The sequence below is a fragment of the Steroidobacter sp. genome (assembly GCF_036402275.1).
In the GTDB taxonomy this organism is placed as follows: Bacteria; Pseudomonadota; Gammaproteobacteria; order Steroidobacterales; family Steroidobacteraceae; genus Steroidobacter.
Genome location: NZ_DASWTF010000013.1, coordinates 315,409 through 332,643 on the forward strand (window position 1 = coordinate 315,409; position 17,235 = coordinate 332,643).

General features: G+C 62.2%; 15 protein-coding genes. 8 read left to right on the forward strand and 7 right to left on the reverse strand.

Annotated features, from left to right (window positions below):
* Window positions 1–232: 232 nt before the first annotated feature.
* Entirely contained in the window at window positions 233–709 is a 477-nt protein-coding gene (locus tag VGD45_RS06215; RefSeq protein WP_331154405.1) for an Hsp20 family protein, read from the forward strand.
* An 82-nt stretch (window positions 710–791) separates the two neighbouring features.
* Complete coding sequence (locus VGD45_RS06220; RefSeq protein ID WP_331154406.1) at window positions 792–1,301, forward strand: Hsp20/alpha crystallin family protein; 510 nt, start codon at window positions 792–794, stop codon at window positions 1,299–1,301.
* Here VGD45_RS06220 and VGD45_RS06225 read toward each other — a convergent pair.
* Window positions 1,291–2,100: a TenA family transcriptional regulator gene (locus VGD45_RS06225; RefSeq protein WP_331154407.1), complete on the reverse strand. Its 810-nt coding sequence runs from the start codon at window positions 2,098–2,100 to the stop codon at window positions 1,291–1,293. The genes VGD45_RS06220 and VGD45_RS06225 overlap by 11 nt on opposite strands.
* A 476-nt stretch (window positions 2,101–2,576) precedes the next feature.
* Between VGD45_RS06225 and VGD45_RS06230 the strand changes: the two genes are divergently transcribed.
* Entirely contained in the window at window positions 2,577–4,106 is a 1,530-nt protein-coding gene (locus tag VGD45_RS06230; protein ID WP_331154408.1) for an FAD-dependent oxidoreductase, read from the forward strand.
* Entirely contained in the window at window positions 4,099–5,421 is a 1,323-nt protein-coding gene (locus VGD45_RS06235) for an NAD(P)/FAD-dependent oxidoreductase (RefSeq protein WP_331154409.1), read from the forward strand. Before VGD45_RS06230 ends, VGD45_RS06235 begins: the two co-directional genes overlap by 8 nt.
* 48 nt (window positions 5,422–5,469) lie before the next feature.
* On the opposite strand, the gene VGD45_RS06240 is transcribed toward VGD45_RS06235, so the two are convergent.
* The 4 genes from VGD45_RS06240 to VGD45_RS06255 form a co-directional block, all read right to left on the reverse strand.
* Window positions 5,470–6,606, reverse strand: a complete 1,137-nt coding sequence (locus VGD45_RS06240; RefSeq protein ID WP_331154410.1) for a hypothetical protein — start codon at window positions 6,604–6,606, stop codon at window positions 5,470–5,472.
* Between the two features lie 66 nt (window positions 6,607–6,672).
* On the reverse strand, window positions 6,673–7,134 hold the full coding sequence (locus VGD45_RS06245; protein WP_331154411.1) for a DUF421 domain-containing protein: 462 nt from the start codon (window positions 7,132–7,134) through the stop codon (window positions 6,673–6,675).
* Between the two features lie 14 nt (window positions 7,135–7,148).
* The gene (locus VGD45_RS06250) at window positions 7,149–7,646 is read right to left on the reverse strand and encodes a hypothetical protein (protein WP_331154412.1); all 498 of its coding nucleotides are present in this window, start codon (window positions 7,644–7,646) and stop codon (window positions 7,149–7,151) included.
* Between the two features lie 80 nt (window positions 7,647–7,726).
* Window positions 7,727–8,812, reverse strand: a complete 1,086-nt coding sequence (locus tag VGD45_RS06255; protein ID WP_331154413.1) for a sensor histidine kinase — start codon at window positions 8,810–8,812, stop codon at window positions 7,727–7,729.
* A 191-nt stretch (window positions 8,813–9,003) separates the two neighbouring features.
* On the opposite strand from VGD45_RS06255, the gene VGD45_RS06260 reads away from it, so the two are divergent.
* The 4 genes from VGD45_RS06260 (at window position 9,004) to VGD45_RS06275 (ending at window position 15,003) form a co-directional block, all read left to right on the forward strand.
* On the forward strand, window positions 9,004–9,498 hold the full coding sequence (locus tag VGD45_RS06260; protein ID WP_331154414.1) for a sigma-70 family RNA polymerase sigma factor: 495 nt from the start codon (window positions 9,004–9,006) through the stop codon (window positions 9,496–9,498).
* A gap of 2 nt (window positions 9,499–9,500) precedes the next feature.
* Window positions 9,501–10,463, forward strand: coding sequence for a FecR family protein (locus tag VGD45_RS06265; RefSeq protein ID WP_331154415.1), 963 nt, complete (start codon window positions 9,501–9,503; stop codon window positions 10,461–10,463).
* Between the two features lie 86 nt (window positions 10,464–10,549).
* The gene (locus tag VGD45_RS06270; protein ID WP_331154416.1) at window positions 10,550–13,444 is read left to right on the forward strand and encodes a TonB-dependent receptor; all 2,895 of its coding nucleotides are present in this window, start codon (window positions 10,550–10,552) and stop codon (window positions 13,442–13,444) included.
* Window positions 13,441–15,003, forward strand: coding sequence for an alkaline phosphatase D family protein (locus VGD45_RS06275; protein ID WP_331154417.1), 1,563 nt, complete (start codon window positions 13,441–13,443; stop codon window positions 15,001–15,003). The genes VGD45_RS06270 and VGD45_RS06275 overlap by 4 nt, the downstream gene beginning before the upstream one ends.
* 1 nt (window position 15,004) lies before the next feature.
* Here VGD45_RS06275 and VGD45_RS06280 read toward each other — a convergent pair whose 3' ends face one another.
* Together VGD45_RS06280 and VGD45_RS06285 are read right to left on the reverse strand one after the other, a co-directional pair.
* Window positions 15,005–15,988 (reverse strand): MDR family oxidoreductase, encoded by a 984-nt coding sequence (locus VGD45_RS06280; RefSeq protein ID WP_331154418.1) that lies wholly within the window; start codon window positions 15,986–15,988, stop codon window positions 15,005–15,007.
* Window positions 15,989–16,099: 111 nt separating this feature from the next.
* A complete protein-coding gene (locus tag VGD45_RS06285; protein ID WP_331154419.1) occupies window positions 16,100–17,230 on the reverse strand; it encodes a CaiB/BaiF CoA-transferase family protein in 1,131 nt (376 codons plus the stop codon).
* Window positions 17,231–17,235: the final 5 nt, after the last annotated feature.

Consider the following 17,235-nt stretch of genomic DNA (forward strand, 5'->3'; position numbering starts at 1 on the left):
GCCCAATAGCGCTACATGGACGTACAAGCAGGCGACACGCGGACAGCGTGGCGAGGCGGGTGCAGCGGTGCCGGGGAGGACATCCCACCCCGGCAGCCGCCGCCAGCCACCCACCGTTCCGCCCAAAAACCCCCTCTTGAACCTCCAAAAGCCGTCCCTAAATAAATCCCCGAGCGGTCGCCGACCTTCGGGGCCGCGGTTTTTTCATATTGCTCCATTCGAGGATATGGTCATGAGAACTGCTTTCGATTTTTCTCCCCTGTTCCGTTCCACCGTCGGCTTCGACCGCGTTTTCGACCTGCTCGATAACGCCAGCCGCGTGTCCACCTTCGACAATTGGCCCCCGTACGACATCCTGAAGACGGGTGACGACCAGTACCGCGTCACGCTCGCCGTCGCCGGCTTCGGCGAGAACGAGCTGAATGTCACGCAGGAGCGCAATCTGCTGCTGGTGAGCGGTGAGAAGGCCGCTGCCGAAGACAGCCAGTATCTGCACCGTGGCATCGCAGGACGTTCGTTCCAGCGCCGTTTCGAGCTGGCCGATCACGTCCGTGTCGTCGGCGCGAACCTGTCGAACGGCCTGTTGACCATCGATCTGAAGCGTGAGATCCCCGAGGCGATGAAGCCCCGCCGGATCGACATCAAGGCCGATCTCAGCCTGCCCAAGGCCGAGAAGACCCAGATCGAGTCGGGCATCAAAGCCGCCTGACTCCGCCTGGAGCAGAGTCGAGAAAAGCCGCGGCGCCGGAACTCCGGCGCCGTAGGCGTTCGTTTGATCGCAGGAGACAACCATGAGTGTCCGTGACTTGATCCCGTGGCGTCGGGGCAGTTATCAGACGCCAACGATGTTTCGCGACGACGATCGCAATCCATTTCTGTCGCTGCATCGTGAAATGAATCGTTTGTTCGACGATGCCTTCCGCGGCTTCGACACGCGGTGGCCGGCATTCGGCTCGGCGCTCTCGTCCGAGCGCGGCGGTTGGCCCAGCGTCGAGATCGCCGAGACCGACCAGGAATTGAAGGTGTCCGCCGAAATCCCCGGCATGGACGAGAAGGACATCGAAATTCTGGTGGATGAGGGCACGCTCACGTTGCGTGGCGAGAAACGCTCCGAAATCGAAGACAAGGAGAAGCAATTCTCCGAGCGTTATTACGGCCACTTCGAGCGCCGTATCCCGCTGGCGGCGGACGTGCAGGCGGATCGCGCCGAAGCCAAATTCAAGAACGGCGTGCTTACCGTCACCATGCCGAAAAACGCTAACGCCAATCCGCGCGTGAAACGGATTGCCATCAAGAGCTGACGCAGATTGGGGCGGCCTCGAGCCGCCCCAATTTTTTGTGCGGCATGTGAGACGTCGCCGCGGCAGCCAGGCAATCGTCGAAAGCCGTGCGCATGTACTCGTAACTTTTCACGATCGCCGATTCGATGATCGCCACATCGCGCCGCTGCGGCCGGTGACCGATGAGCGTGGCGACGATTTCCAAAGCTTCCCACGGGTGCGTGTCATCGTAGTGCGCGTGAACGCGCAGCCACTTCATCGCCTGCTTGCGAATATTCTCGGGAAAACCTCGCTCGTACAGGGACGAGTTGCAGACCAACGCCGCCCATTCTCCGGTCGTCCCTTCGATCGCATAATTCGTCGCCGCCATGGCGACCGGCAGCGGATCGCGTTCGCAGGTGTGCCAGCACCAATGGCTGAGCGCGTCGGCATTGCTGGAGCGCCAGCCGAACAACAGATCGTCGCGGCTCAGCCCGTGCGCCTGCGACCAGTCGATCCAGTACTCGACATGGTTCTGTTCCACCCGGATGTTGCGGATCAGATATTTCCGCGCCATCGCATGGCCCGCGCCCAACTGGTACTGCACCTTGAGCAGGTTCAGCGCCATGTACTGCGGGAACTGCTCGATCACCGGCCAGAAGCTGGTCAGGAACCGCTTCATCGCCGCTGGCGGCAGCATTCCCAGGTGCATCTGGTGAAAGATCTCGTGCTCGACGACCGTGCGTCTCGACTCGGAGCACGCCGCGACGATTTCCTGCAGCCACTGGGGGTAGCTGGCGAGCTCCATCAACGGGCCCGTTCTGACGAACTGACTGTCCATGTCGTCGCGCTCCTGGTGACATCGTCTGGATATCACATTGACGAGGGATCATTGCCGATTCGCCCGTCGTGCACGGAGCGACATCGATAAAACGTTGGATCGGTGCGCGTTGCTCGTTGATTTGCCTTGCAGTTACCTCACCCGCGTAGCGCTGACTACAGGGGTGACAGAGTTGTCAAGTTGTACGCGCGGCAATATGGTCGCACGCTCAGCGAAGCTTCGGCAAATAATTGTTTTCTGATATTGGGCTGCGTTCCGATGACGCCGACGTTGAAGGCCGCCACGGTCTGTCGCGACAGATCCCGGATCGGTACGGCGATGGAGCGCGAGGTTTGGCAACTTCGGTCCGTTCTTCCTTCGCGTCCGGCAAGTAGGGTGAGTCTCCTTACGTACGATTATTGTTGACTATCTGCTGGCAGCGCGAGGAGCCCGGAACTTGCTGGAAATGCACAACGTTCATGAATGTGGATGTCTCTATGTCGCCAGCCCCCGCCAACCCTTCGCTTTGGATGAATGTCACGCTGCCGGAATTTCCGGCACTGGCGGCGGACCTCGATGTCGACGTGCTGGTCGTCGGCGCCGGGCTGACCGGCATCACCACCGCGTATCTGCTGCTACAGGAAGGTGTACGGGTCGCCCTCATCGATCGCGAAAAAGTTGCAGGCGGCGAAACGTCCCGCACCACCGCGCATCTGACGTATGTCACCGACGAGCGGCTGCATCATCTGGCGAGTAAATTTGGCGCAGATGCGGCGCGTAAGTTTTGGGAAGCCGGCGCGGTCGCGATCGACACCATCGAAACCATCGTCGAGACGACCGGCAACGATGCGCAGTTCGTGCGCGTGCCCGGGTATTTGCACACGCGCATAGGTGCGGAGCCCGACCGGAAAGATATCGACAACTTGCGCAAGGATGCCGAGTTGGCGCAGTCGTTCGGGTTCGATGCGACGTTTACCGAGAGCACACCGTATGCGCGCACGCCCGGCATTCGCTTCGCTCAGCAGGCGAAGTTTCATCCGCGGCTTTATCTGAAAGGATTGTTGAACGCGATCGCCAACAAGGGCGGGCAAGTGTTCGAGCACACGGCGCTGCAGTCCGTCGAGGATGGCGATCCGATGATCGTGCATGCCAACGGCCGGAAGATTCGTTGTAAGTATCTGATCATCGCGACTCACAATCCGCTGATGGGCAAGAAGGGCGCGCTGACCGCCACCTTGTTTCAAACCAAGCTGGCGCTGTACACCAGCTATGTGATCGGCGCTCGCTTACCCGTGGGCACGGTGCCCGAAGGTTTGTATTGGGACACGAGCGATCCTTACGAGTATCTGAGAATCGAGGAGCACGAGGATCACTTGTATGCGGTCTTCGGCGGCGAAGATGTGAAGACCGGGCAGGAGCGCAATGCCGAGGAGGTGTTCGACAAGCTCACCCGGCGCTTGTTCTCGGTGCTGCCCGAGGCCACCGTCGAGCGGCGCTGGCTGGGGCAGGTGGTCGAGACCGACGATGGCATGCCGTTCATCGGCGAGAACGAGGAGCGAGAGTTCATCGCGACCGGTTTCTGCGGCAACGGCTACACGCTCGGCACGCTCAGCGCTTTGATGGCGCGCGATCGGTTCCTCGAGCGAGGCAATCCTTGGGTCGGCCTGCTGGCCGTGAATCGATCGCCCTTCCACGGCGGCACGTGGCGCTACGTGCAAGAGAACGTCGACTACCCTTATCATTTCGTCCGCGGTCGCCTGCAGCCAGCGGACGCCGAGTCGGCGGACGAGATCGGTCGCGGCGAAGGCAGGATCGTCCATCACGAGGGCAAGAAAGTCGCTGCTTATCGTGACGACGCGGGTCAGTTGACGTTGTTGGCGCCTCAATGCACTCATCTGAAATGTCTCGTGAAATGGAACAGTGCCGCTCGCACTTGGGATTGTCCTTGCCATGGCTCGCGCTTCCATCCCACCGGCGCGGTGCTGAGCGGACCTGCGGAACAGCCGTTGAAGCGGCTGCATGAGTAAAGGAGCCGACGAGTACGACGTCATCGTCGTCGGGGCAGGCGCAGCGGGTCTCGCGGCCGCGGCTCATCTCGGCCGCAACGGCAAATCCGTTTGCATTCTCGAAGCTCGCGACCGTGTCGGCGGGCGCATCCTCACTGTTCGCCCTCGCGGCGCGGTCGTGCCGTTAGAACTCGGGGCTGAGTTCATTCACGGCGAATCGCCTTGCGTGTTCGAGCAACTGCGCCTCGCCGGCGACGTTGCTGTGGATGCCGCTCAAACGCGCCATCGCGCCCCGCAGCCTGGCAGGCTTCGACAAAGCGAAGATCTGTTCGACACCATGAAGCGGCGGCTGAAGAGTATTCCCAAGCCGCGGGTGGATCTGCCTTTCGCCGAGTTCCTGGACAAGCATCGGCGGCAGTTGTCTCCGACCGTGCGGTCGTTCGCCACCATGCTGGTGGAAGGCTTCGATGCGGCCGATCCGGCGCGTGCTTCTGCCATCGAGATACTGAAAGAGTGGGGCGGCGGGAGCGCCGCCGATGCGCCGACATTTCGTCCGCAGCGGGGCTATGGCGCGTTGATGGATTCGCTCGCGGGCAGCCTGGATCCCGCGAAGGCCTGCGTGCAATTGGATAGCGTCGTCAACGAAATTCGCTGGCGGCGCGGCGAGGTGAATGTTCTGTTCACCCGGCATGGGGAGCCGGATGAGGTTCGGGCGTCGCAGGCGGTTATCACATTGCCGCTTGCAGTCATGCAACTGCCCGCTTTGACTCCCGGCAGTGTGCTGTTCACTCCGTCGCTGCCGCGCAAGCAGTTGCCATTGTCGCGCTTGCTGATGGGCCCGGTGGTCAAGCTCGTTCTGTGTTTTTCAAAACCCTTCTGGGCCGAGCTCGAAGACGGGGAACACCGCGACGTTGCTTTCTTCCACGCTCAGGGCGCGCCGTTTCCCACCTTCTGGAGCACGCTGCCGGTCCGCACCCCCATCCTCACCGCCTGGAGCGGCGGTCCCAAAGCGATGCGCCTCGTCGGTCGCTCAACCGATGAGATCTTGCGCCCGTGCCTCGACAGCGTCGCCGAGATCTTCGGCAAGCGCCGCGATTATCGAAAGATGCTCGAAGGCGTCTATTGGCACGACTGGCAGAACGATCCCTACTCCTCCGGCGCTTATAGCTTCGCCGCCGTCGGCGGCGGCCCCGCCCGCCGTCAACTCGCTCGCTCCGTGGAGCAAACATTGTTTTTTGCGGGTGAGGCGTTGGATGAAGAGGAATCGTCCAGCGTGGGCGGCGCGCTCAATACCGGTCAGCGCGCGGCTCGGGAGTTGCTGCAAGTCGCAATTTGACAGTTAACGTTTCCGCGGAAATGTTTGGAAGTACATCATCTGGCGGCGCTATTCGTTATCGTCAGATTCTTCCGCCTCGTCTTCTTCCGCTTCCTCCTCTTCCTTCTCCCCCTCATCCCTCCGATTGGTAAACCGCGCATTCCCCAGCCCGGTGCCGATCGTCAGCACGCCCCAGTGCTCATAGTCCCGCATGCCAGGAACCTCGCTCAGGCCCTGCACGACGGCGTCGTTATGCATGACGATCACCGTCTCGTTCTCGCCGATTTTGGGAATCGCGGCGCGCAGCTTCTCCGGAAGGTTGAAGCTCTTGTGCTCCCAATCGCCGGGTAGGTTCTGGCCGCCGCGTTCGATGGAGCCGTCGGAGCGGATGACGCCGGGGCAGCCGATGCCGATGAAGGGAGCGAGATTGGCGCCGTCTTTGGACGCGCGTTTGATCAAACCGACGAGCATATCGATGAGTCGCTGCACGGCGTCTTCGCGCTCGGGTTCATCCTCGCTATGACGCCAGAGCTCGAACTGCCCGATCTCGGCTTGGGAATAATCGGCGGCCTTCTTACGCCGAAGCTCGACGATGCCTGCGCGGATGTTGCTGCCGCCGATGTCGACGGCGAGGATGCTGTCGTGGCCGGAGAGGATCCACGAGGGAACGAGCTGGATGCAGCCGATCAAACCGGCGTGATCCGCGTCGTGATGAATCGGTTTGATGTCGACGTCGATGCCATCGGCCTTGAGCAATACGGAGGTTCGCCCGATGGCGAGCTCGCCGATGCGGCTCTGGCGGAGGCCGCCGCCGACGACGAGCGCTTCGGTGTTTTTCCAGTCTTTCAGTTTCAGAAACCGCCGGATGACTTGAGCGAACTCCTGCGCGAACTCTTCGATGGCGCCGTGAATCACCCCGGCGGCTTCGGCGTCGCCCTCGACCAGCGTTTTGTCCAGGTGTTTCTTGCTCAGCTCCTCGCTGGGCTGCTCGCCGAGCGGGTCGTCGCCGGCGCGACTGACGCGGTCGCGCCAGTCGTCGAGAATGGCTTGAAAGGCGCGGCGGCTGGCGCGGTCGCCGAGGAAGCCTTCGGGGCTGCGCATCTCGGCATTGTAGGCATCCACGACGACCAGGCTGAGCACCTTGCCACCGTGCGCCAGCAGCGGCGTCGGCGTGTCGTCGGTGTTTTTCGCGGTCTTTCTGGCCATTCTGGAGCGCCCGATGTCATCTGGTGTAGAGCAAACACCCGGCGGGCCGTTACGTTCCAGCGGGCCTCAGGAATCCTTGCCCGAGGACTCGGCGGGCACGATGGAAATGCCGCCGCTTCGCTCCAGCACCGCGAACTTGATCTGTTCGATGCGTTCGAGTCCGTGCAGCTCGCGCGCCGCGACCAGGATTTCCTGCTCGTCGATGCGTGAACGATCCATGCGATCCTGCAGCAGCTTGCCGTGATCGACGATGACTACCGGGGTGTCGTCGAGGATCCGATCGAGCGCCTCGGAGCGTTGCTTCAGCACCGATAGCGCGATGTCGAGCAGCACCAGCGTGCCGATGACGATGGCGGCGTTGATGATGGAAAAGTCCTCGCCCAGCAACGCCTGCTGCGTGGCCTCGCCGATGATCAACAGCAGAATGAAATCGAACACGGTGACCTGCGCGAGCGTGCGCTTGCCGGCGATGCGCATGATGATCAGCAGGATCAAATAAACGGCGGCGGCGCGAAGTACGGAGTCCATGGGGCCTCCCAGCTCTAGGGATAGACGATTTGCTTGAAGCGCACCACCTGCCTCCCCACGCTGAGTTGCGCCTCCTGCAGTCCCGCATGCTCGGCCTCCAGATGCACGCGCACGGTCATCGGTTCGCCCGAGCCATCGGTGGCGAAGCGCAGCAGCCCGGTCCGGTGATGCGTGGACTCCAGCGGTTGCGGAAAGATCTCGGTGATCTGCACGCGCCGTAAATACTCGGCGTTGAGATGCAGTTCGACATGGCCTGCGGAAGCGTGCGTGGGTAGCGTGATCTCCAACGATTGCGGCGCGAGACGTCGAGAGAACCTTTGATATTCCATGCGCACCTGGCCGTCGGCGCTGGCGATCGACGATTGACTGAGCGGACCGTCGCCGAACAGTCCCGCAAGTGCGCCGAGGATAAAGAGCACCAACAGCGCGAGGAAAATTTTCTCGGCCGTGGTGTGGCCTCGATATTCGGGTAATCCCAGCTGGGCTTCGGCGCTGCTACCTTGTTGTCGCATGAGGGGTCCGGGGCGTGCCGGGCGGCAGGGTCGTTCAATCCCAATCAATGCCGTCGCGCCCAGGAATGTTCCTACGGTCGTCAGCGGGCCGGCCCCAAGTTACTGAGCCGGGTTTCCAGCTCGAAGCGCAGTCCGTCGGGCAGGTAACACAGGTTCGCTTTGCCGCCGAAATCGCTTGCCAGCACGTCTTCGATCAACCGTGAGCCGAAGCCGCGTCGCTCCGGCGGCAGGACTTTCGGTCCGCCCGACTCGATCCAGGTGAGACGCAGACATTTGTCGCCCGCGATGGGCTGCAGGTTCCAGCGAACGCGGACTGCGCCAGTGGCCACTGACAACGCGCCGTATTTCATCGAGTTGGTCGCCAGTTCGTGAATTGCCATGCTCAACGAGAGCGCCTGCCGCGCCGAGAGATGCACTAGCGGGCCATCGGTGCAGATGTCGCCCGGCGCAATGCTGTGCGGAGCCAGCGCGCCTTTGATGATTGCCGCCATCGGCGCGCTGTTCCAACTCGATTGCGTCAACACGTTGTGCGCCTCTCCCAGCGCCTTGAGCCGACGTCCGAACGTGGTGCGCGCTTCATCGAGCGACGCCGAGGTGCGCAACGTTTGATCCGCGATGGAGCTGACGATGGCCAGCGTGTTCTGCATCCGGTGCGCCAGTTCGGTGTTGATCAGTCGGGCTTGCTGTTGCGCCTGCACTTTCTCGGTGGTTTCAATCACGGTGTCGAGCATGCCGGCGATGCGCCCGTCGTCATCGCGCACCGGGCTGTAGCAGAACGTGAAGAAGGCCTGCGCGGGTCGCCCGCCGCGCTGGATCATGATCTCGTAGTCTTCGATGAACGTAGGCTCGCCGGCATACGCGCGCTCCACCAGGGGGCCGATGATGTGCCAAACCTCCGCCCAGACATCGTCGAACGACCGGCCGATGGCGGGCGGCTTGTCGCGCAGGATGGGCAGGAACGCGTCGTTGTGAATGACGATGTGCTGTGGACCCCACAACAGACACTGGGGGAACGCGGAGCCGAGAATGGCGCCCACCATGGTGCGCAGGGAGTTCGACCAGCCGCTGATCGGGCCGAGCGGATTGGAGGCCCAGTCCAACCTACGGATCGCCTGTCCGCTCGCGCTGTGACCCAGGAAGAGATGCAGGGCGTCGGCCGTCGTCATGCGCACCGTCCTTAGGAATTGGATCGGAGCTGTCGTTTAAAAGTAGAGCGGCGCTTACCGCTTTCAATGCCGCTTCTGCGCTTTTGTTCCGTCCGTAGCCGCTTGTCCGTCACGAAACCGTCAAATAACTGACTTAGTCTTTGCGCCCGCAAAAGCGGGTGTGTTCCGGCGATGGCTGGGGTTTCGTGGCGATGTTTTCCGAAAAGCCGGACGTGGATAAAGATCGTGCCGTATGGGGCCGCCTGCGGCGGCAGATTGCGTCGTTATCCGGTCGTCCCCAGGACGCCAACGACTACTTGAACGACGCGTACCTGCGGTTGTCCGAGCACGACGGCTCGCCGATCCGCAATTTAGAAGCGTTCATGGTCCGCATCGCCGTCAACCTGGCGCGCGACGACCATCGTCGGCAACGGCGCAGAAATCTCAGCACGGATCAGGACCTCAGCGCCATCGCCGACGCGAGTCCGACACCCGAGGAGATGCTCGACGTGCGCCAGCGCCTGAACGCCGTGCAGGCCACGCTTTCCCGTCTCAATCCGCGCACGCGGCAGATTCTGCTGATGCATCGGCTCGACGGGTTGCGCTATCGCGAGATCGCCGACCGTCTTGGGATCAGTGAAAGTGCGGTTGAGAAGCACGTCGCCAAGGCGGCGCTGGGCCTGTTGCGTGCGAGCAAGGCGCTTTGAGGATGTTTAGAAACATCGCCGCGCGTTTCGCTCGGGCTCGCATCGAGCGCGAGGCAGCCGAGTGGCTGGCGCGCTTGCATTCGGACGATTGCGACGAGCGCACGCGTGCGGGATTTCGTAAGTGGCTGCGGGACGATGAGAGTCACGCAACCACATTCGAGGAGCTGACGGCCGTTTGGGAACTGATCGGTGCCCGCGCGCCGCGCCAGTCCGCGTCATCGGTGCGTTTCAATCGTAGGAGCGTCTTGGTCGGTGGTGGCGCGGCTCTGACGGCGGCCGCCGGCGGCTTCGTCGCGTTAACCGCGGGCGCCGAGGTTTATCGAACGGATATTGGAGAGCGACGGTCCATCGTGCTCGCCGATCGATCGAAGGTGCTGCTCGATGCGAACACGCAATTGCGCGTGCGGAATCGCGATTCGGGCTGTGAGGCGACTTTGGAACGCGGTCGAGCGCACTTCGATCTCAGCTCGCGGACATCCGGTTCGCTGATCGTCCGCGCAGGCGGTTGCAGGCTGCGCGTCGATCGTGGCGCTTTCGAGATCGAGACGCGGGGAGGGGAGGCAGCGCGCATTCTGATGTTGGATGGCTTGGGCGCTCTTGATGTGGATCGCGCTGTGGCGTCGCCGGTGAGCACGCTCACCAGCGGTCATGTATTTGACGAATCTTCGACGACGGTCACACGAGTTGCCGCGCCGGCTGTGGAGCGATTGATAGCGTGGCAGGGCGGCCGCGCAGTGTTCAGCAACGACAGCGTGGCGGAGGCGGTCGAGATCATGAATCGCTACGACCGCCAGCGTTTGATGCTCGATGACGAGGGCGTCTCGAATTTGCGGATTAGTGGGACATTCAGAGTGGGGGACAACGCGGCGTTCGCGGATGCGTTGAAAGCAATGCTGCCCGTGGCCGTCGTGAAGAAAGATGGATCTTTACATCTCGAACACAGGGACGATTTCGGCCCGTCATAAAACATTCACAAAAATCTTCTGAGGATTTCGCCGCCGGCGGCGTCGATTGCGCGACCGGCCGGTATGGCCGCCAACCTCGGAATATCATGCAGCTGTCTCATTGTCGTTCGGGCATGTCCGCGCTCGTTGCAGCCATCGCCCTGGCCCTCTCCGCTCCGTCGCAGGCGCAGACGGAAGAGGTGAGCATTTCGATGGCGACTCAGGCGCTCGACGCGGCGCTGAACGCCGTGGCTCAGCAGAGCGGCGTGGATATTCTGTTCAGTCCGGCGGACGTGGCCGGGCAGCAGGCGCCGGCGTTGCAGGGAGAGATGAGCGCGTTGCAGGCCGTGCAGGCGTTGATCGCCGGCACGCCGCTGGAAGTCGTGACGACGTCCTCGCGTGCGCTGATCGTGCGACGGAAAGAGTCTCTGCGAGTGGCGCTCGCGGCAGACTCGGCTGCGTCGGTGTCTCACGTGGGCGACGTTGAGGAAGTCGTCGTGACGGGAACGGCGCTCCAGAATCAGGAAGCCGTCGCCAATCGTCGCAGCTCGCTGACCATCGTCGACACGCTCACTCAGGACGACACCGGCGATCTCGCCGACAAATCGCTCGCCGACGCGCTGAGTCGTGTGTCTGGCGTGAGCACCATGCAGGTGCTGTACGGCGAACAGGAAAGTCAGTACGTCGCGGTTCGCGGCATCACGCCCGATCTCAACTATGTTTCCGTCGATGGCATCGGCATGATCTCGGTGGCCAACCAAGGCAACGGGCAACGCCGCGTCGATCTGGCGCTGATTCCGAGCCAGGCGGCGCGCACCACCGAAGTCTTCAAAACATTCACGGCCGATCTGGATTCCGGTGCGATCGGCGGCATCATCAACATCGTTCCCCGCAGCGCCTTCGAAGGCGGCAACAAGTTCTACATCGATACCTCCGTCAGCTACGCCACCTACAACGACGTGCCCGGCGGTAATAGTCCGGGCGGTTACGAGGACTCGCCCTGGGGCGCCGGCATCAAGCAGTTGTGGTCGCAGCGCTTCGGTTCGGACGAGCAGTTCGGCATCGTGATCAGCAGCGTCTATCAGCAGCGCAGCTACGACGAAACCAAGCGCAATCCCAACGGCCGCGCTTACTACACATCCACCGGCGCGACCACCACGCCGATCAGTCCGGAGTACAACGGCTACGATGCGGCCCCGACGGCGTTCGTCAGCTACGACTTCACGAGTTTCGTCGAGAACTACGGCGGCTCGGCGCTGCTCGAGTTCTCGCCGACGCCGTCCTGGTACAGCTCGCTGATGCTCTATGACTATCGGCAACGCGAGGACCAGACGACCAACGCGCCGACGTTGCGCGCGTTCACCGGCATCACGGGCCAGACTCAGACCACGGGCACGCTGCGCATTCCCGATGTGCGAACCGTTTTCGCTTACGACCGTTTCGATACGGAAAGTCGCGGCGCCATTCTCAAGACGCGCTACGAATTCGAAAACGAGTCCCGGCTGGAGTTTCGCGCCGGCTACAACGACAACACCTTCGATAACCCCGAGAACGAGGTCACCTATCAATACAGACCGACGAATTCGTATGTGACTTACGACGTATCGGGCGACTCGGTGTCGTTCACGCTCTCCGACCCACAGTCCATGATGGTCGCGAGCAACTATTCCCTGCTGAGCGCCACCGACATCACGACGAGCGCCAAAGGCGAAGCGGCGGAAGCGCGGCTCGACTACTCGTTCAACTTCGATTCGGACAGTCTCGGCTGGGGCTTGAAGGCCGGCCTGGGCACGCGTGATTTCGACATGCGCCGCGATCTCACGGACACGACGTTCACGACCAACAGATCGTCGCTCACGCTTGCGGCCTACGACCCGCATTACACGCCTTGGATGTGGAACTATCCGGTGCTGTGGATCGACTATGAAGCTTATAACGCCAACGTCCGGCCCAATCTGGCCGTCAACGCCGCGACCTCGGCGGCGAACTCGCTGAGCCAGGACTACTCATACGATGAGACGGTGTCGTACGGTTACATCTCGGGAACCTATGCAACGGAGAGCACCCGCGTGATCGCCGGACTACGCGCAGACATGGCGGACTACAGTGCAGACGCGCCGCTCAGTGTGGGCGGCGTATTTCAGAACGCATTCGAGCACTACTCAGGTGACTATGCGTATCTGTTGCCCTCCCTGAACGTGCTGCATGACCTGACCGACCAGCTGCGTTTGAAGGCGGGCTACAGCCGCACCCTCGGCCGGCCCGCGCCGGAAGACATCGCCCGAGCCGAAACTCGCAACGACTCGACGTTCACGATCAGCCGCGGCAATCCGAACCTGGACCCGCGTCGCGCCGACAACGTCGACCTGGCGTTGGAGTACTACCTCGAAGGCGGCAGCGGTCTGATCAGCCTCGGCGGCTTCGCCAAGAACATCAAGGACGACATCTACGCGTTGAAACAGGAACAGCTGATCAACGGCGTTCCGTACACCATCAGCACGCCGATGAACGCCAGTGAGTCCAAGCTGCGCGGCATCGAGTTCCAGTACATCGAGAACCAGATCCCCGGACTGCCCGGGTTCCTGGCCGGGAAGCTCGGCGCATCGTTCAACGTTTCGCGCATGTGGGGCGAGATGGATTACGTCGTCGACGGCAAGGCGCTGCACGTCGACCGCCTGTTGTTCCAACGCGATTGGCTGGCCAACGGCGCGCTGTTCTACAAACTGCCGCGTGGTGGCGAAGTGCGAGTGGCCTACAACTATGGCGACGAGTACTACGACGGCATCGGCGCCGATCCGTGGCTGCATCGTGGACCGCAAGAGCGAGGCCAATTGGATTTCACGGTTCGCTACCGCGTGCTGGACGACTGGATCGTGAAACTGCAGGCCGTGAATCTGCTCGATGACAATCTGAATCTGGGTTACGGCGAAGATCTCAGCATGCGCCGCGCCGAGATGAAAAAAGGCCTGACGTTCTACTTCAACATCATCTACAAGCCATGACCAATCGCACGATCGCGCGCCGTGACGTTCTGAAGCTCGCGGCGGCGAGCAGTCTCACGTTGCTGTCGGGGCGGCGCGCCTGGGGCAGCCAGCCGCACGGCGGGTATCCGTTCTCGCTCGGTGTCGCATCGGGAGATCCGTGGCCCGACGGCTTTGTGATATGGACACGACTGGCGCCAGCGCCGCTCGAGCCTCATGGCGGCATGCCGATGAAAGTCGTGCCAGTGGAATGGGAGATTGCCGAAGACGAACGTTTCTCACGCATCGTCCGAACCGGCTCTGAGTTTGCTCGGCCGGAGCTCGGTCATTCCGTGCACGTGGAAGTGGCGGGACTCAAGCCGGGCTGGCGCTATTGGTATCGCTTTCGCGCAGACGGCGAGGTAAGCCGCGTCGGAACGGTTCGCACCACGCCAGCGGCAGGCGTCGCGTTGGACCGTGTTCGCATCGGCGTTGCCGGTTGTCAGCACTACGAGGAAGGTTGGTTTACAGCGTATCGCCATCTCGGCTCGACGGATGAGCTCGATGCGATCTTCCATTACGGCGATTACATCTACGAACACGGGCCACGCGATTGCACCAAACGGGAGTGCGTGCGCACCCATGTCGGCGACGAGCTCTATTCCCTCGACGATTACCGCCGACGTTACGCCTTGTACAAGCAGGATCCCGATCTGCAGTTTGCACACGCGGCTGCTCCGTTTCTGGTCTCGTACGACGATCACGAAGTCGATAACAACTGGTACGCGGAGTGCGATCAGGACGGGAGCCCTGCGGAACCATTCCTCATGCGTCGAGCCGCCGCGTTCCAAGCCTGGTACGAGCACATGCCCGTGCGCCGTGCGCAGTTCCCGGCTGGCGGCCAGATTCGAATGTATCGTCGCTTCGATTACGGCGATCTGCTTCGTGTGCAGGTGTTGGACACGCGGCAGTATCGCAACGGCGGTACCAAGCAGCCGAACACGCAACTGCAAGGGTGTCGGCTCAACCCATCGGGGCCCGTCACCATGCTTGGCGCGCAGCAGGAGGAGTGGCTGTCGGCGGGACTGGACAACTCGGCGCGGTGGAATCTGCTCGCGCAGCAGGTGATGGTGATGCCGTTAACGTATCCAACCAGCCGCGCGGCGGGTCGAGTGAACGTCGATTCCTGGAGCGGTTATGCCGCCGCGCGTGAACGCCTGGTCGCGGACATTCGTGAGCGCAATCTGAAGAACGTCGTGATCGCGACCGGCGACGTGCATCAACATCATGCCGGTGTGGTTCCTGTGCGCGAAGGCGATCTGGACGGCCCTGCGGCCGCGACCGAGTTCGTCTGCACGTCGATCAGTTCGGGCGGCGATGGCGTCGAGATCGGTAAAAGCTGGCAGAACACACCGGCGGAGAACCCGCATTGTCAGCTGTTCAACGCGCGCCGCGGATATCAGATATTCGACATTGGCCACGATGTCTGGCGCACGCAAGTCTGGACCATGGATAAGGTGAGTGCGCCCGGCGGTCGCGCGTCCATCGCGACAAGCTTTGCGGTCGAACGAGGCAAGGTCGCGTTGAACCGCGACAGCTGAACTATCGATTCACGTCGACGACGAGGCGACCGCGAATTTTTCCGCCAATAATGTCTTGCGCCGCCTGCAACGTTTGTTCCAATCCCACGATCTTGCTGACGCGATCGAGCGCGCTGCTGTCCAGATCTCGGGCCAGGCGGGCCCATGCTTGCTGACGCGGCTCGCGTGGCGCCATCACGCTGTCGATTCCGAGCAGCGAGACGCCTCTGAGAATGAACGGCGCGACGCTCGCCGGGAAATCCATTCCCTGCGCCAGGCCGCACGCGGTGACGAAGCCGCGATATTTCGTTTGAGCGCAGGCGTTGACCAGCGTGTGACTGCCGACGGAATCGACGACGCCGGCCCAACGTTCCTTTTGCAAAGGCTTGCCGGGTTGTGACAGCTCGTTGCGATCGATGACCTGTCGCGCACCGAGTGCTTTGAGATAGTCGGCTTCGCTGGCTTTTCCGGTAGCGGCCACCACTTCGAAACCCGCGCGCGCGAGCAGGGCGATTGCGATGCTGCCGACACCACCCGACGCACCGGTGACCAGCACCTCGCCGCGATCAGGCGTGAGGCCGTGATCAATCAACGCATCCACGCACAAGCTGGCGGTGTAGCCGGCGGTGCCGATGGCCATTGCTTGTTGTGAGGTGAATTTCTCCGGCACTCGCTGCAGCCACTCGGCTTTGACTCGCGCCTTCTGCGCAAAGCCACCCCAATGGCCTTCGCCCACGCCCCATCCGTTCAGCAGAACTCGGTCGCCCGCTTCCCAATCGCTGCTCGTGGAGCTCTCGACGACACCGGCGAAGTCGATGCCGGGCACCATGGGAAACTTGCGCACGACCGGCGATTTGCCGGTGATGGCGAGGCCGTCTTTGTAGTTGAGCGTCGAATACTCGACCCGAACCGTCACGGCGCCTTCCGGCAGATCGTTCTCGGAAACCTCGGCCAGCCGCGCTGACTGCGCTCCGTCCTGCTTGTCGATCAAGATCGCTCTAAACATCGCCGACCTCGCACGCTCGTTTCACCCAAGCTAGCCGACGTGGGCGCGGCTGGTCAACACAGGTGTTGGGTTAAGCCCGCGCATTGCACCGGTGAAACAGAGCGATTGCGTCTATGACATCACGCGATCGATGAGATTTTCTGGCAGCCGCCATTCCCGCAGCGTTTGCGCGTCAGCGCGAGAGCTCTCTTGAATCGACGACGGAGTGCGAGAGAAACGTGGAGCGGGCGAGGGTTGGACCAAGCCGTCGTGTGTGGTGAACGTGCCGCGAGCGACGTTGTGTGGATGGGTGAGGGCTTCGCTCATGGACAGGATGGGCGCGAAGCAGGCATCGGTGTCTTCGAGCAGCGCGCACCAGTGAGCCTGCGACTGGCTTTGAAATATCTGCTCGAATCGCGCGCGCATCCCGGGCCAGCAACTGCGGTCCCAATGATTGGGATAATCGGTCACCGGTATATCCAGCTTCTTCAGCAAGGCCGCGAAAAACTGCGGCTCGAGCGCGCCAACGCAGATCCACTTATCGTCTGCGCAGCGGTACGTGTCGTAGAACGGCGCGCCGCCGTCGAGAAGATTTGCATGTCGCTGTTCGCGCCATTCACCCGCACCGCGCATTGCGAACATCATGCTCATCAGCGAGGCCGCGCCATCCGTCATCGCGCAGTCGATCACCTGGCCGACGCCGGTGCTGCGAGCATTCAACAACGCCGCAAGCACACCCATGGCGAGATACAACGCGCCGCCGCCGAAGTCGCCAACCAGATTGAGCGGCGGCGTCGGCTTGGTCGCGCTGCCAATCGAATGCAGCGCGCCTGAAAGCGCGATGTAGTTGATATCGTGGCCGGCGGTGTGCGCGTTCGGACCGTGCTGGCCCCAGCCGGTCATACGTCCGTACACCAGCTTGGGGTTGTCACCAAGCAGGACGTCCGGCCCCAGCCCAAGTTTTTCCATCACGCCAGGGCGAAATCCCTCGATGAGCGCATCGGCGCTCTTGCTCAGGGCGCGACAAACTTCGATGCCGTCGCGCTGTTTCAGATCGAGCGTCAATGTGACTCGTCCCCGGTCGAGGATGCCGTCGAAGCTCTGCATGGGATTGTTTGGCCGCGCGATCCGCAAGACCTGCGCTCCCAGATCGGAAAGCAGCATGCCGCAAAAGGGCGCGGGGCCAAGGCCGGCAAATTCCAGCACACGCACGCCATGCAGGGGGCCTGTGGCAGCGGATCCAGTCGACGCAGTTGGATTCATCGGCG